Annotated in this window: 17 protein-coding genes; 4 read left to right on the top strand and 13 right to left on the bottom strand. The window is 68.1% G+C overall.

Annotation, left to right across the window (positions count from 1 at the left end; all coding sequences use genetic code 11):
- Positions 1-607, top strand: a 607-nt coding sequence (locus tag WBP48_RS10100) for a DUF3043 domain-containing protein (RefSeq protein WP_424439787.1), incomplete at its 5' end; no start/stop codon positions are given.
- 63 nt (positions 608-670) lie between these two features.
- Here the strand turns inward: WBP48_RS10100 and WBP48_RS10105 are convergent.
- The 5 genes from WBP48_RS10105 to dnaE are packed head-to-tail and all read right to left on the bottom strand — an operon-like array spanning position 671 to position 8166.
- Entirely contained in the window at positions 671-1732 is a 1062-nt protein-coding gene (locus WBP48_RS10105) for a quinone-dependent dihydroorotate dehydrogenase (RefSeq protein ID WP_424439790.1), read from the bottom strand.
- 6 nt (positions 1733-1738) lie between these two features.
- A complete protein-coding gene (gene nrdR, locus WBP48_RS10110) occupies positions 1739-2221 on the bottom strand; it encodes a transcriptional regulator NrdR (RefSeq protein WP_424439793.1) in 483 nt (160 codons plus the stop codon).
- A gap of 1 nt (position 2222) precedes the next feature.
- Positions 2223-3584 carry a histidinol dehydrogenase gene (gene hisD, locus WBP48_RS10115; protein ID WP_424439796.1) on the bottom strand — a complete coding sequence of 454 codons (1362 nt, stop codon included), beginning with the start codon at positions 3582-3584 and terminating at the stop codon, positions 2223-2225.
- A 9-nt stretch (positions 3585-3593) separates the two neighbouring features.
- Positions 3594-4598: a hypothetical protein gene (locus WBP48_RS10120; protein WP_424439799.1), complete on the bottom strand. Its 1005-nt coding sequence runs from the start codon at positions 4596-4598 to the stop codon at positions 3594-3596.
- A gap of 49 nt (positions 4599-4647) precedes the next feature.
- Positions 4648-8166: a DNA polymerase III subunit alpha gene (gene dnaE / locus WBP48_RS10125; protein ID WP_424439802.1), complete on the bottom strand. Its 3519-nt coding sequence runs from the start codon at positions 8164-8166 to the stop codon at positions 4648-4650.
- 88 nt (positions 8167-8254) lie between these two features.
- On the opposite strand from dnaE, the gene WBP48_RS10130 reads away from it, so the two are divergent.
- From WBP48_RS10130 to WBP48_RS10140, 3 genes are all read left to right on the top strand, one after another.
- On the top strand, positions 8255-8728 hold the full coding sequence (locus WBP48_RS10130; protein ID WP_424439805.1) for an NUDIX hydrolase: 474 nt from the start codon (positions 8255-8257) through the stop codon (positions 8726-8728).
- A 309-nt stretch (positions 8729-9037) separates the two neighbouring features.
- Positions 9038-9208 (top strand): hypothetical protein, encoded by a 171-nt coding sequence (locus tag WBP48_RS10135; RefSeq protein ID WP_424439808.1) that lies wholly within the window; start codon positions 9038-9040, stop codon positions 9206-9208.
- Positions 9205-9594, top strand: coding sequence for a universal stress protein (locus WBP48_RS10140; RefSeq protein ID WP_424439811.1), 390 nt, complete (start codon positions 9205-9207; stop codon positions 9592-9594). The genes WBP48_RS10135 and WBP48_RS10140 overlap by 4 nt, the downstream gene beginning before the upstream one ends.
- Positions 9595-9618: 24 nt before the next feature.
- Here the strand turns inward: WBP48_RS10140 and WBP48_RS10145 are convergent, their stop codons facing one another.
- The 8 genes from WBP48_RS10145 to WBP48_RS10180 form a co-directional block, all read right to left on the bottom strand.
- Positions 9619-10539 (bottom strand): RluA family pseudouridine synthase, encoded by a 921-nt coding sequence (locus WBP48_RS10145; RefSeq protein WP_424439814.1) that lies wholly within the window; start codon positions 10537-10539, stop codon positions 9619-9621.
- 1 nt (position 10540) lies between these two features.
- Complete coding sequence (locus WBP48_RS10150) at positions 10541-11182, bottom strand: signal peptidase II (RefSeq protein WP_424439817.1); 642 nt, start codon at positions 11180-11182, stop codon at positions 10541-10543.
- Between the two features lie 5 nt (positions 11183-11187).
- Positions 11188-11790, bottom strand: a complete 603-nt coding sequence (locus WBP48_RS10155) for a DivIVA domain-containing protein (RefSeq protein WP_424439820.1) — start codon at positions 11788-11790, stop codon at positions 11188-11190.
- Between the two features lie 108 nt (positions 11791-11898).
- Positions 11899-12201, bottom strand: a complete 303-nt coding sequence (locus tag WBP48_RS10160) for a YggT family protein (protein WP_424439823.1) — start codon at positions 12199-12201, stop codon at positions 11899-11901.
- Between the two features lie 2 nt (positions 12202-12203).
- The gene (locus WBP48_RS10165) at positions 12204-12695 is read right to left on the bottom strand and encodes a cell division protein SepF (RefSeq protein ID WP_424439826.1); all 492 of its coding nucleotides are present in this window, start codon (positions 12693-12695) and stop codon (positions 12204-12206) included.
- A 45-nt stretch (positions 12696-12740) separates the two neighbouring features.
- Entirely contained in the window at positions 12741-13466 is a 726-nt protein-coding gene (locus WBP48_RS10170; protein ID WP_424439829.1) for a YggS family pyridoxal phosphate-dependent enzyme, read from the bottom strand.
- Positions 13463-14617, bottom strand: coding sequence for a cell division protein FtsZ (gene ftsZ / locus WBP48_RS10175; protein WP_424439832.1), 1155 nt, complete (start codon positions 14615-14617; stop codon positions 13463-13465). Before ftsZ ends, WBP48_RS10170 begins: the two co-directional genes overlap by 4 nt.
- 163 nt (positions 14618-14780) lie before the next feature.
- Positions 14781-15544 (bottom strand): FtsQ-type POTRA domain-containing protein (locus tag WBP48_RS10180; RefSeq protein WP_424439835.1); only part of this gene is annotated, 764 nt, incomplete at its 5' end.

The raw sequence follows: 15544 nt of genomic DNA on the forward strand, positions 1-15544 counted from the left end.
GCCCGCACCGGCGCTCCGCACCGAGCCAGACACCGAGGTTCTCCCCGTGGCCAAGAACTCCGCCGCCCCCGACACCGCTCCCGAGGTCCCCGCCGGCCCCGGCAAGCACCGCCCGACGCCGTCCCGCGCGGAGCGGGAGGCGGCGCGCAAGCGACCCCTCGTCGCCGACACGAAAGAAGCGCGAGCCCGTGCCAAGGCCGACCTCGCCGCGCAACGCGAGAAGGCGCGCATCGGCATGGCCAACGGCGACGAGAGGTACCTTCCGCTGCGTGACAAAGGTCCGCAGCGACGGTTCGCTCGCGACTATGTGGATGCCGGGTGGCACGCCGGCGAGTTGCTCATGCCGCTCATGCTGGTGGTCATCGTGCTCGGCCTCGTCCCGAACACCGAGATCGCCTACTACGGCTTCGTCGGTCTGTGGATCTTCATCATGTTCGTCGTGGCCGACATGATCTTCACCAGCATCCGCGTCAAGAAGCTCACCCGTGCGAAGTTCGGCGACCGCACCGAAAAGGGTCTCGGCTGGTATGCCGCGATGCGCTCGGTCCAGATGCGCTTCATGCGGCTGCCGAAGCCCCAGGTGAAGCGCGGTCAACGTCCCGTCTGACGGCGCCCCTGTCGCTCGACCGAGCGGCGAACCGGGTTTCGATACGCGCGCTCCGCGCGCTACTCAACCTGAGTTGGTGCGCATCAACGCGGCTTTGCCCGCATTGATGCGCGCCAACTCACTGTTGATCTGGCGCGCCCACAGCGGGCCACGGTAGATGAACCCGGTGTAGCCCTGCACGAGGTCGGCGCCCGCATCGAGGCGTTCCCGCACGTCGGCGGCGGTCTCCACACCCCCGGCGGAGATGACGCAGAACCCGGTCGGGACAGCGGCGCGCACGAGGCGCAGCACCTCCAGCGCGCGCACCTTCAGCGGTGCCCCCGACAGCCCACCGGCACCCACCGCGGCGACCGCGCCAGTATCCGTCCACAGTCCCTCGCGGGAGATCGTCGTGTTCGTTGCGACGATCCCCGCCAGGCCGACGTCGACCGCCAGCCGGGCGATGGCCTCGACCTCGTCGTCGGGCAGGTCCGGGGCGATCTTCACGAGCAGCGGTGTCGCGCTCGCGGCATCCCTCACCGCCTCCAGCAAGGGCCGCAGGGACTCGACGGCCTGCAGGCCGCGCAGTCCCGGCGTGTTCGGCGACGAGACGTTGACCACCAAGTAGTCAGCGACCGGTGCGATGAGCTTCGTGCTCGTGACGTAGTCCGCCGTGGCGTATTCGACGTCGACGATGCGGCTCTTGCCGATGTTCGCGCCGAGGACGGCCCGCTGCCGGCGGCGGCGCGAACGACGCAGGCGGTCGGCCGCCACGGCGGCACCGGCGTTGTTGAAGCCCATCCGGTTGATGAGGGCGCGGTCGGCGATCAGCCGATACAGTCGCGGCTTGGGGTTGCCCGGCTGCGCCACCGTCGTGACGGTGCCGACCTCGACATGGCCGAAGCCGAGGGCGTAGAGACCCTCGCTCATGACGGCGTTCTTGTCGAAGCCCGCCGCCACACCGAACGGCGAGTCGAACACGAGGCCGAGCGCTTCGGTACGAAGACTCGGGTCGGGGCGGGTCACGGCACGCACGATCGGCGCGAGGGGCCAGATGCCCAGCGCACGGATGACCGGGATCACAAGGTGGTGGGCGCGCTCGGGATCCATGCGCGAAAAGACGGTGCGGAAGATGAACGGGTACATGTCGGGCTACCCGGCGTCGGCCGCAGCCGAGGACGTGGCGGCGGCATGGTCGGCGCGCAGCTGCGCGATCGCGGACTCGAAGTCTTCCAGGGACTCGAATGCCTGGTAAACGCTCGCGAACCGCAGATAGGCGACCTCATCGAGCTCGCGCAGCGGGCCGAGGATCGCGAGGCCGATCTCGTTCGTGTCGATCTGGGAGGATCCGGTCTGGCGCACGGTCTCTTCGACCGCCTGCGCCAGCACGGCGAGGTCCGCCTCGGTGACGGGTCTGCCCTGGCATGCCTTGCGGGCGCCCGACATGACCTTCTCGCGGCTGAACGGCTCGATGACACCGGAACGCTTGATCACGTTGAGGCTGGCGGTCTCGATCGTCGAGAACCGTCCCCCGCACTCGGGGCATTGCCTGCGGCGGCGGATGCTCAGGCCATCGTCGCTGGTGCGCGAGTCGATCACGCGAGAATCGGCGTGGCGGCAGAACGGGCAGTGCACGCTAGCGCTCCCCACTGTCGTGCTCGGGACCACCGTGCAGAGGGCCATCGTGCTCGAACCGCGCTACGACGGCCTCGCCGTGGGCGGGGAGCGCCTCGGTGGCCGCCAACGCGACGATGGCGTCTCGAACTTCCGCCAACGCGTCGCGGTCGTAGGCGATCACCTGCTGCGGACGCAGGAACGTGGATGCCGACAGGCCGGACGCATAGCGGGCCTGCCCCCCGGTGGGAAGGACATGGTTGCTGCCGGCGAGGTAGTCGCCGAGGCTCACCGGAGAGTGGCCGCCCACGAACACGGCACCGGCACTGACGAACGCGTCCGCTCGCGGATCACCCGGCGCGAGACCGTCGAGGTGCAACTCGAGGTGTTCCGGAGCGTACACGTTGCTGAACGCGGTCGCAGCGGCCAGGTCGTCGACGAGAACGATCGCCGATTGCGGCCCGGCGAGCGCCTCGGCGATCCTGTTCGCGTGTCGGGTCCGCGCGGCCCGATCCGCGACCCGCTGGGCGACCGCCTCCGCCAGCGTGGCGGAGGGCGTCACGAGCACTGCAGCCGCCTGCTCATCGTGCTCCGCCTGGCTCACGAGGTCCGCGGCGACCCAGTCGGCATCGGCCTTCTCGTCCGCGACGACGAGGATCTCCGTCGCACCCGCCTCGGAGTCGGTGCCGACCATCCCGGCGACGACCCGTTTGGCGAGAGCGACGAAGTTGTTTCCCGGCCCGGAGATCGCGTCCACCCGCTCGAGGCCGAGGGTGGGCACGCCGTACGCGTATGCGCCGATCGCGCCGGCCCCGCCCATCGCGTACACCTCGGTGACGTCGAGCAGCCGCGCTGCGGCGAGGATGACCGGATGCACGCGCCCGTCGAACTCCGCCTGCGGCGGTGAGGCGAGCGCCACCTCAGCGACACCGGCCACCTGCGCGGGGACGACGTTCATGACGACACTGGAGGGGTAGACGGCCTTGCCGCCGGGAACATACACTCCGACCCGCGCCACCGGAAGCCACCGCTGCTCCACGCGAGCGCCGTCTCCCAGCAGGGTCACCCGCGCCGGCGGCACCTGTGCGGCGGAGGCTTTCTGCACCCGGCGAATCGCCTCCTCCAGGGCGGCGCGAACCTCGGGCTCGAGGGAGGCTATGGCGTCATCGAGGTGTGCCCGCGGCACGCGGATGTCGTGGTCGCGCACGCCATCGAACTGCGCTGCCTGCTCGCGCAACGCGTCCTCGCCCCGCGCCGCGACGTCATGCACGATGCGCGCGGCGACGGTGAGAGCCTCATCACGCGCGGCGACGGCACGGGGCACGGCCGCCAACAACTCAGGCGTGCCGAGAACGCGACCGCGCAGGTCGATGGTGCGGAGCATCGGTCCAGATTACCCGCGGGTGACGCCGGAGACGTCCCTGAGGTATCCGATGCGGCCGTCCTCATGGCGGACGACGAACGTGTCGGCGCGGTCCTCGATCACCAAGGCCCACGCCGTCGGACCGATCGAGAACAGCGGCTGGCCGTTCTCGTCGACCACGTCGCGGTCGACCGGAACGAGAGCCCAGAAGGCCTGGGATGCCCAGGGTGCCGAGACCTCCTCGGCTTCCACGGTCGGCGTGTCGGCGACGGAGTCGGTCGCGACATCGTCGTCCGGACCGGAGAAAGCCTCCGCCGTCGGCGTCGCGTCGGACGCCTCAGTCGCGTCGGCTTCTGCCTCCGCGTCGGCGTTCGCCGCCTGCGGCTCGGGACGAGGAGCCGCAGGTCGCGCCACCACCGGGCGGGCCGGACTCGCGTAGCGGTGCGCGGGGACCTCAGGGCGGTGCCGGAAGTCGTCGCCGATCGTGGGGAGTAACGGCGCGAACACGGTCAGGACCACCCCCGCCAGCATGAGGATGAACTGCACCCACACCACCCACGTCGACAGGAAGACGCCGGTTCCCGAGAAAGAGACGAACGAACTCCACAGCAGGCCCAGCCAGACGATCGCCGAGACAGAGAAGGCGACCGAGGCGAACTGGTCGATCCCGAGCGACCCGACACGACGAATGCCCTGCGGAGACAGCCGACGCAGGCCCAGAAGGAACACCGCCAACGTGGGTGCGCCGATCGTCAGTACCCAATCGATGCCGTTCCACACCGAAGGGCCTGTCCCGGAACGACCGTAGTCGTAGATGGGGAAGAAGGAGACGACGAAGGCGACCAGCCAGACGGCGCCGAGCGCGACCTCGCGCACGGAGAACGGGCCGACGCCGTACTGCGGCGGCGCACTCTCGTCCACGCCGTTGGGGCCGTCGGTGGCCGCTTCGAACGCTTCGGCGAGAGAATCGAAGGCGAACTCCTCGTCACTGTCTGCGACGTCGGGGGTGTTCTTCTCGTCGGTCACGGTGCGCATCCTTCCGGAACGGAAAACTCGCTTCCGATCCTACCCGTCGCGCTGACGCTCACCCGAGGCACTGGGGTCCGAGAAGACCCTTCAACTCGCCATACAGATCGACGGTGACCCCCACCTGCGCGGGGACCTCGAAGACCTTTGCAACGCCGCCCTTGTGGAGCTTGAGTGTCACCTCGGTGCTGCCGGGATGCCGCGAGAACACGTCTGCGAGTTGTCCGATCGTCGACTCGGTCGCCCGATGCTCTGGCATGAGCAGCACGAGCGGGCCCGCGGCATCCACCGAGCCGAGGTCCGGCGAGAACGCCGACTGTCCGTGCAGATTCAGTCCGTCGTCGCGGCGTGAGACCCGCCCGCGCACCACGAGGATGGAGTCGGCGACAAGCATGGTCTGGAACTCGCCGTATGTCTTGCCCATGAACATCACGGTGACCTCGCCGTCGAAATCCTCCACCGTGATCATCGCGTACGGGTTGCCGCTCTGCTTCGCGACCCGGTGCTGCACGCTCGTGACAAGGCCCGCCACCGTCACGATATCGCCGTCGTTCACGTCGTCGGACGCGAGCAGGTCGTGGATCGACGTGGATGCGTGTTTGGCCAGTGGAATCTCCAGACCGGCCAGCGGATGATCCGAGACGTACAGTCCGAGCATCTCCCGCTCGAAGGCGAGCTTGTCCTTCTTCGTCCATTCCGGGCGATCGGGCACTTTCTGCACCTGCTGCGGCTCGTCCTCGCCCCACAGACTGTCGAAGTCGAAACCGACCTCGCCGTTGGCCTCGCGCCGTTTGTCGAGGACGGCCTGCTCTGTGGCGTCCTCGTGGATCTCCATGAGCGCGCGGCGGGTGGACCCGAGTGAGTCGAAGGCGCCGGCCTTGATCAAGGACTCGATCGCGCGCTTGTTGGCGACGTGCACGGGCACTCGGGCAAGGAAATCGTGGAACCCGGTATACGGACCGTCAGCGCGGGCCGCGACGATACCCTCGACGACGTTCGCGCCGACGTTACGCACGGCGCCGAGCCCGAAGCGGATGTCGTCGCCGACAGCGGCGAAGTATCGGATCGACCCGCTGACGTCGGGCGGCAGCACCTTGATGCCCATGCGGCGGCACTCGTTGAGGTATACCGCCATCTTGTCCTTCGAGTCGCCGACGCTCGTCAGCAGCGCCGCCATGTACTCGGCCGGATAGTGAGCCTTCAGGTATGCCGTCCAATACGACACGAGGCCGTACGCGGCGGAGTGCGCTTTGTTGAATGCATAGTCCGAGAAGGGCAGCAGAATGTCCCACAGCGCCTGGATGGCCCCGTCACCGAAGCCGCGCTCCTGCATGCCCCCCGAGAAGCCCTCGTACTGCTTGTCGAGTTCGGACTTCTTCTTCTTGCCCATCGCGCGGCGCAGGATGTCGGCCTGACCGAGGGAGAACCCGGCGACCTTCTGGGCGATGGCCATGACCTGCTCCTGATAGATGATCAGGCCGTAGGTCGTGTCGAGGATGTCGCGCAGCGGCTCCTCGAGCTCGGGGTGGATGGGGGTGATCGGCTGCGCCCCGTTCTTGCGCAACGCGTAGTTGGTGTGGGAGTTCGCACCCATCGGGCCGGGGCGATACAGCGCGATGACAGCGGAGATGTCCTCGAAGTTGTCGGGCTTCATGAGACGCAGCAGCGCACGCATCGGCCCGCCGTCGAGCTGGAACACCCCGAGCGTGTCACCGCGGGTCAGCAGATCGTATGCGGCGCGGTCGTCGAGCGGCAGGTGCTCGAGGTCGATCTCCTCCCCCCGGTTCATCCGGATGTTCTCGAGAGCGTCGGAGATGATCGTGAGGTTGCGCAGGCCAAGGAAGTCCATCTTGATGAGGCCGAGCGCCTCGCACGAGGGATAGTCGAACTGCGTGACGATCTGGCCGTCCTGCTCACGGCGCATGATCGGGATGATGTCCAGGAGGGGCTCGCTGGACATGATGACGCCCGCCGCATGCACACCCCACTGGCGCTTGAGCCCTTCGAGACCCAGCGCCCGGTCGAAGACGGTCTTGGCCTCGGGGTCGGTCTCGATGAGGGTGCGGAACTCCGAAGCCTCCTTGTACCGCGTGTGCTCGGGGCTGAACATGCCGCCGAGCTCCATCTCCTTGCCCATCACCGGCGGCGGCATCGCCTTCGTCAGCCGCTCGCCCATGCTGAAGGGGAAACCGAGCACGCGCCCGGCATCCTTCAAAGCCTGCTTCGATTTGATCGTGCCGTAGGTGACGATCTGGGCGACGCGCTCGGAACCGTACTTGTCGGTGACGTACTCGATCACCTCCCCGCGACGGCGGTCGTCGAAGTCGACGTCGAAGTCGGGCATGGACACGCGATCGGGGTTGAGGAAGCGCTCGAAGATCAGGCCGTGCTCGAGCGGGTCGAGGTCGGTGATGCGCATCGCGTAGGCCACCATGGACCCGGCACCCGAGCCGCGGCCGGGGCCCACGCGGATGCCGTTGTCCTTCGCCCAGTTGATGAAGTCGGCGACGACGAGGAAATACCCGGGAAACCCCATCTGCAGGATGATGTCAGTCTCGTACTCGGCTTGCTTGCGGACCTGATCGGGGATTCCAGCCGGATACCGATAGTGCAGGCCCTTCTCGACCTCTTTGACGAGCCAGCTTCCCTCGGTCTCGCCATCCGGCACCGGGAAGCGTGGCATGTAGTTGGCCGACGTATCGAATTCGACCTTGCAGCGCTCCGCGATCAGCAACGTGTTGTCGCAGGCCTCGGGGTGATCGCGGAACAACTGCCGCATCTCCTGCGCCGTCTTGATGTAGTAGCCGTCGCCGTCGAACTTGAACCGGTTGGGATCGTCGAGCGTCGACCCTGATTGCACGCACAGCAGTGCCGCGTGCGCATCGGCCTCGTGCCGGTGCGTGTAGTGAGAGTCGTTCGTGGCGACCAGCGGGATGTCGAGATCCTTCGCGATCCGCAGCAGATCGGTCATGATGCGGCGCTCGATCGACAGCCCGTGGTCCATGATCTCGGCGAAGTAGTTCTCCTTGCCGAACAGGTCCTGGAACTCCGCCGCGGCCGCTCGCGCGGCGTCGTACTGCCCGAGCCGCAGCCGGGTCTGCACCTCCCCCGAGGGGCAGCCGGTCGTGGCGATGAGCCCCTTACTGTAAGTCTGCAGCAGTTCCCGGTCCATGCGGGGCTTGAAGTAGTAGCCCTCCATGCTCGACAGCGAACTGAGCCGGAAGAGGTTGTGCATTCCTGCGGTGTTCTCGCTGAGCAAGGTCATGTGCGTGTAGGCACCGCCACCCGAGACGTCATCACTCTTCTGTTCGGGCGACCCCCACGCCACGCGTGACTTGTCGCTGCGGTGAGTGCCGGGAGTCACGTATGCCTCGAGGCCGATGATCGGATTGACACCGGAAGCCTTCGCCGCGTTGTAGAACTCGAACGCCGCGAAGGTGTTGCCGTGGTCGGTGACCGCGATCGCCGGCATCCCGTATTCGGCCGCCGCTCTCGTCATCGCGCCGATCTTGGCGGCGCCGTCGAGCATCGAGTACTCGCTGTGCACATGCAGATGTACGAAGGAGTCGGATGCCACGGATCGAGTCTACGTCGCAGCCTCCGACACCGCTTCGACGGAGCGGACCAGACCGGCACGCGCAGTCTCGCGCCCGTAGCCTGGAGACATGACCACCCCCGAGTTCGTCCTGACGTTGCGCGAGAAGATCGGCCACGCCCCGCTCCCCCTCGTCGGCGTCACCGCCGTCGTGTTCAAGGACGAGAAGGTGCTGGTCGGCAAGCGCGCCGACAACGGCGCGTGGCAGTGCGTATCGGGGATCGTCGATCCCGGCGAGGAGCCGGCGGATGCCGCCGTGCGCGAATGTCTCGAAGAAGCCGGCATCGTCGTGCGCGCGACGCGGCTCGCGCTCGTGCAGCAGATCCCGCGCATCGTGTACGCGAACGGCGACCAAGCAGACTATCTCGACCTCGTGTTCCGGTGCGACTGGGTCTCGGGCGACCCGCATCCCGCCGACGGCGAACTCACCGAGGTCGGCTGGTACGGGCTGGGCGAACTCGCCGAGGTCGAGCAGTTCCACGTCCGCAAGATCGCTCTCGCGATCGCCGAAGACGACCCGGCATCCTTCGCGGGCGGACGCTGACGCTCGCTGCCGTCCAGCCGCCACCCGACGCATGTGGCCGCGCAACGACGCGCGCATGCGACAACGCGCGTCGGCTCGGCGAAGATCCAGCCACCCGACGCGGGCGAGACGCCCTCGTCGGGAAGCTCGTGTCGGCCCGCAGGATGCCGACGGCTCCGTCATCGGGGCGCCCGCCGTCAGATCACGCACAGGTTACGTTCAGACTACGAGTGACGCACGAGCCTTGTGCATGTCTGTCCGGCCCGAGAGCGTGGTGCCCAACACGGGGACGCACCGTGACCCCGCCGGACAGCCCACGAGAGGATCACCATGGCCGGATCGCCCGAACTCCACAAGGGTCTCAGTCAACGCCAGCTCTCGATGATCGCGATCGGCGGCGTGATCGGCGCCGGCCTGTTCGTCGGCTCCAGCAATGTCTTCCTGGACGCCGGGCCGGGCGCGAGCTCGTCCAGGCGGCGGCGAAGGTGTCTGCGCGGGTGAGCGCATCGCTTCGGCTCGCGGCGTTCGCGGTCCGCCCGACGACGCTGTTCGCCGACGCCGTCGTGGGAGGCGAAGACGACCTCGTCGTCGAGCAGTGGGCAAAGCGCGCGGAGGAGTCCATCCAGACCGAGCTCGACGCGCTCCGGCAGCTGCCAGGCGTTCCCGGGGAGCTGGATGCCGTGCTGGGCCAGGGATACTCGTGGCCCGAGGCGATCGATGACGCCGGCTGGGCCGAAGGCGACGTGCTGGTGATCGGCTCCAGCCGCGGCGGACCCGTTGCCCGAGTGTTTCTGGGCTCCCGGTCCTCCAAGATCCTGCGCAATGCCCCGGTTCCGATCGTCGTTGTCCCGGGTGCTGCCGCGGAGGCGCTGGCCGGAGAGAACTGACCGGTGCCCCACCGCGCGAGCCGGCTAGTCCCCGCGCAACACCTCGAGCGCGTGCGCGAGGTCGGCGGGGTAGTCCGACGCGAAAGTCACCCAGTCCGTCGTCACCGGGTGCACGAAAGAGAGCTCATGCGCGTGCAGCCACTGGCGCGCAAGGCCGAGGCGCTGCGACAGCGTCGGGTCCGCGCCGTACAGCGGATCACCGACGCAGGGATGCCGGTGGGCGGCCATATGCACCCGGATCTGATGCGTCCGGCCGGTCTCGAGGTGGATCTCCAGCAGCGACGCCCCCGGGAACGCCTCGATCGTCTCGTAGTGGGTGACCGAGTCCTTGCCGTCGGGGGTGACGGCGAACTTCCACGAATGCGCGGGGTGGCGCCCGATGGGTGCGTCGATCGTACCCGCGAGCGGGTCGGGGTGACCTTGCACCACCGCGTGGTAGATCTTGTCGACCTCCCGGTCCTTGAAGGCACGCTTGAGAGCCGTGTAAGCGCGCTCCGACTTCGCAACCACCATCAACCCGCTGGTACCGACGTCGAGCCGGTGCACGATGCCCTGCCGCTCCGCAGCTCCCGTCGTCGCGACGCGGAAGCCCGCTGCAGCGAGCGCACCGAGAACGGTCGGCCCGTCCCAGCCGAGCGACGGATGCGCCGCGACGCCCGCCGGCTTGTCGACCACCACGATGTCGTCATCGTCGTAGACGATCCCGAGGTCGGGGACGGCGAGCGGAACGATCTCCGGCTCGCGCCGCTCCCGCCAATCGACCTCGAGCCAGCCATCCGCCCGCAGTCGGTCGGACTTACCGACCGACCGCCCGTCCAAGCGCACTCCCCCCGCTTCGGCGACCTCGGCCGCGAACGTCCGGGAGAATCCGAGCATCTTCGCCAGCGCCGCGTCGACGCGCACACCGTCGAGTCCGGCCGGGACCGGGATGCTGCGGGAGGGCACGTCAGACCTCGCCCCGCGCGTCGTGAACGTCACGCGGGTCCGACACCGTGGTCCCGGCATCCTGCGACACGGTCACCGTGTCGGCGCCCTCGGACCCGCCGTCGCCTTCTCGCGTACCGTCGAGGCGCCGACCACGGAGCACGAGAAGAGCGACACTGATCATCATCGTCACGATGAACATGTCTGCGACGTTGTAGATCGCCGGATTCAAACCCAGCCACATCCACGGCGTATTGATGAAGTCGACGACATGGCCGACGAGGAAGCCGGGATCGCGCAGCAGCCGATCAGTGAGGTTTCCCAGGATGCCGCCGAGCAGCAGGCCGAGCACGATCGCCCAGGCGCGAGACCGGACCCGGGTGACGGCGAGCACGACGATGACGACTGCCGCAGCAGCGAGCACGAGCGTGAACACCCACGTGACCTCCTCGCCGAACGAGAAAGCCGCGCCGGGGTTTCGCGTCAGGTAGAACTGGAGGAACTCGCCCCACACCTCGACGGACTCCCGATCGGGGAGGTGTGCAAGGGCGAGATGCTTGGAGAACTGGTCGGCGGCCAGCACCGTCGCCGCGAGGATCGCGACGAGGGTGCCGGCCGCCGGCCGGGACAGCAGTGCGGGACGCCGTATCGTGCGATCCGCCACCGGGTTCAGGACGCCGAGACCGGCGTTGCGCCCGACGGTGAACCGGACGCGTCAAGGTCGCGGAGCTGGGTCTCGATGAAGCTCCGAAGCTGGGTCCGGTACTCGCGCTCGTACTGGCGGAGTTCCGCGATGCGGCCCTCGAGCGACGAACGCTCGCTCTCCAGACGTGCCATCTCGTCGCGGCCCTTCGCCTCGGCCTCGGCCACGATCGATGCCGCCTTGGTCTCCGCCTCGGAGATCAGCTTGTCGCGCTGCGCGATGCCGTCGGCGACGTGCTCGTCGTGCAGGCGCTGGGCGAGTTCGATGATGCCGGCCGACGCCGCAACGCCGTTCGGCGCGGTGGCGACCTGTGCAGGAGTCTCTTCGACGACCTCCGGCTCGGGCGCGGGCTGCGCGGCGACCGGCTCCGGAACCGGAGCGGCAGCAGGCGCCTGGCCGGACTCGTACGCGGCGAGCTTGGCCTTCAACTCTTCGTTCTCGGCGATGGTCTTACGCCACTCGACGACGATCTCGTCGAGGAAGTCGTCGACCTCGTCCGGGTCGAAGCCTTCCTTGAAGCGGACATGCTGAAACTGCTTGGTGACGACATCTTCGGGGGTCAAAGCCATGGTGTTTCCTCTTTCGGGGCTCACGACGCGGGCCGATTGCGGGCGACCCGCTCGGCGAGTCATACGGGTTCAGCATAGTCCGCCGCTTGTGCGTGTGCGAGGCGAGCGTCACAGGCGCTCGATGACACGGACGATCGACAGCAGCACGACACACGCGATCATCGTGATCGGAAAGCCGAGGTCCAGCGCGACCGGTCCCAGACGCAGCGGTGGGACAAGGCGACGGAAGAACCGCAACGGCGGATCGGTCACGGTGAAAACGGCCTCGGCGAGAACGAGACCGACGCCGCGCGGGCGCCACTGGCGGTTGAACATCGGGATGTACTCGAGGATCAGTCGCGCCAGCAGCAGCAGGATGTAGACGAGGAGCAGAACGTCGACGACGGATGCCGCCAGGCGTACGATCTCCACGATTACTGCGGGAAAGGCGCGGCCTCGGGGTCGGCCTGAGCCACCGTGCCGTCACCCGAGATCGCGACGTTCTCGGGCGAGAGCAGGAACACCTTGCTCGTCACGCGCTCGATACGACCGTAGAGTCCGAGCGAGAGCCCGCTGGCGAAGTCGATGAGGCGCCGGGCATCCCCGTCGCTCATCTGCGAGAGATTGATGATGACGGGGATGCCGTCGCGGAAGTTCTCGGCGATCAGTTGTGCGTCGCGGTACTGCTTCGGGTGGACGGTGAGAATCTCACTGACCGTGCCGGCGACGGGCTGTCGGACGACGGCGGGGCGATGCAGCGGCGTGATGGGAGCCGCCTTCTCGACAGTGCGGTCGGCGGCCCTGTCCGCTCCCTTGTCCACCGAGCGTTCCCGCCGTGCGGGCACGTCGGCCGCCGGCTCGTCGTAGATCTCTTCCTCATCGGCGAGGCCCAGATACACCATGGTCTTCTTGAGCGGATTCGACATCGCATTCCTCCGTTTGCTCGCCCGAGTGCTCGTCTGCGTCCGAGGCTAGCGGCGACCGGGCCTCGGACCCGTGATTGCCGTGCCGATCCGCAGGTGTGTCGCGCCGGCCGCGATCGCCTCGACGAAATCGCCGGACATACCGGCCGACATCCACACGGCATCCGGTACCACCCGACGCACTGCGTCGGCGGCCAGTCTCAGTCGTTCGAAGGCCGCGGCGGGAGCCTGCGCGAGAGGCGCAACCGCCATCACCCCACGCACACGCAGAGAGGAACAGTGCGCGGCGACGTGCGCCGCGAGTGCTTCCGCGCCGGCTGGGGGCACTCCTCCGCGCGCGGGATCATCGGTGAGGTTGACCTGGAGAAAGACGTCGAGCGGCGTCGCCTGTGCGCCGACGTCGTCCACACCCGTCCGCACCGGGGGGGCGCCGTGCAGCGCGTCCGCGAGACGTTCGCGGTCGACCGAGTGCACGCAGTCGGATGCCGCGCGCACGGCACGTGCCTTCTTCGTCTGCACCTGACCGATGAAGTGCCAGCGCACCCCCTCGAGGTTCGGAAGCTCGGCGCGTTTGCCCGTCAACTCCTGCTGACGGTTCTCCCCCACGTCGGTCACGCCGAGCGCAGCGAGGTCCGCGACCAGGCGCGCAGGATGGAACTTCGTCACGACGATGCGCGTGAGCGCGGCGGGGTCGCGCCCCGCCGCGCGCGCGGCGTCCGTGATGCGGGCATCGACGTCGGCGAGGCGTTCCCGCAGGGCGGGATCGGGGGTCACTTCAGGAAATCGGGGATGTCCAGGTCGTCATCTCCGAAGATGGAGTCGTAGGACTCGCTGGGTGCCGTTACCGACACGGACTCACGCGGCGCACGCTGGTCGGTCTCGGCGATCTCTCGAGCGGCCTCGTCGGCCGGGACCGCCGGAACCAGCGGAGTCGGTGTCGCCCGCTGCGGAGTGATCGCCTCGATGCGCGACTGTGGCTCGCCGCCGTCGAAGCCTGCCGCGATGACCGTGACGCGCACCTCGTCGCCGAGAGTGTCGTCGATGACCGTTCCGAAGATGATGTTCGCCTCGGGATGCGCGGCCTCTTTCACCAGTTGCGCGGCATCGTTGATCTCGAAGATGCCGAGGTTCGAGCCGCCCTGGATCGACAGCAGCACGCCGTGCGCGCCTTCGATCGAAGCCTCCAGCAACGGCGACTCGACGGCCAGCTCGGCGGCCTTGATCGCGCGGTCGGCTCCGCGTGCGGAGCCGATGCCCATGAGCGCAGAGCCCGCGCCCTGCATGACAGACTTCACGTCCGCGAAGTCCAGGTTGATGAGGCCCGGCGTCGTGATGAGGTCGGTGATGCCCTGCACACCGGCCAGGAGCACCTGGTCTGCCGTGGCGAATGCCTCGATCATCGAGATACCGCGGTCGCTGATCGCCAGGAGCCGATCGTTGGGAACGACGATGAGGGTGTCGACCTCTTCCTTGAGCTTCGCAACGCCCTGCTCGGCCTGCTGCTGACGGCGACGGCCCTCGAAGGAGAACGGCTTCGTGACGACACCGATCGTGAGCGCTCCGATCGACTTCGCGATCTTGGCGACTACGGGAGCCCCGCCCGTGCCGGTACCGCCACCCTCACCAGCCGTGACGAAGACCATGTCGGCGCCCGCAAGAGCCTCCTCGATCTCTTCGGCGTGGTCCTCGGCGGCGCGACGGCCGACCTCGGGGTCGGCGCCCGCACCGAGTCCGCGAGTGAGTTCGCGTCCGACATCGAGCTTGACGTCGGCGTCACTCATGAGCAACGCCTGCGCGTCGGTGTTCACCGCGATGAACTCGACACCCCGCAGCCCGAGCTCGATCATTCGATTGACGGCGTTCACGCCGCCGCCGCCCACGCCGACGACCTTGATCACCGCGAGGTAGTTCTGGTTCTGGCTCATGCCGGCCTCCATCGTGTCCCGAACCCTGACTGCAACCCTAAACCTCTACTTGAGGTTTAAAGAATTGCCGAGTATGCAATTCCTTGATTGAAGGTAAGCGGCGGTGACGCGCGGTCCGGTGAGGCGACAGGCGTGTCGCGCAGAAGATATCGCGACGGATGCGTCAGCGGATGACGACGGCTTGGGGTGAGGACACGTCGTATGTGTAGACGTCCGCCGGCGGACGGACCGCCATCGCCGAAGCGAGGACCAGCGCCTTCTTGGCCGAATCGTCGGCATTGCCCCACACCACCTCCGTACCGGTGCCGCCGAGGGTGAGGGTGACGTCGTTCGCGGTCGTCGCCGTCATGGCGGTGACCTGCGTGCGGATGTCCTCCGGGAGGGACCGGTAGACGGTGCCGATCGCGGTGAATGCCGGGGAGCCGATGCCCCCGGTCGCGTCGATGATGGGATGTCCGGGCGGCGGGTCGGGCGTCGTCGCAAGCGCGACGCCCGCGGCATCGACCAGCGTGTACCCCGCAGCCGACTGCACGACGCCGATGGGAGTGCGCTCAAGGACGCGCACCACGAGTTCGTGCGGTGGACGCGCCTCGAGCGCGTAGCTCTCCACGAGCGGGAACCGTACGAGGGCCGCCTTTATCGCCGAGGAGTCGATGAGTGGGAGCGGAGTCCCGAGTTGGTCGGCCAACGCCGCTTCGACCTCGCCGGCGTCGAGGCCGGTCGTGCCGACGACCCGAAAGCGCTCGACCGCGAACAGCGGGCTGTACGCAGCGCCCAGGGTGCCGAGCACGAGCAGCGCGAGCGCGCCGATCACGCCCACCCAGAGCATCCGACGGCGACGCTGACGCACCGTGAAGCGCCGGACCTCGGCGCGCAGCGCCTTGCGACGAGCCCGGGCCGCCGCCCACACGTCGCGTAGGCCGATGC

The organism is Microbacterium sp. (assembly GCF_049661145.1).
GTDB lineage: Bacteria > Actinomycetota > Actinomycetes > Actinomycetales > Microbacteriaceae > Microbacterium.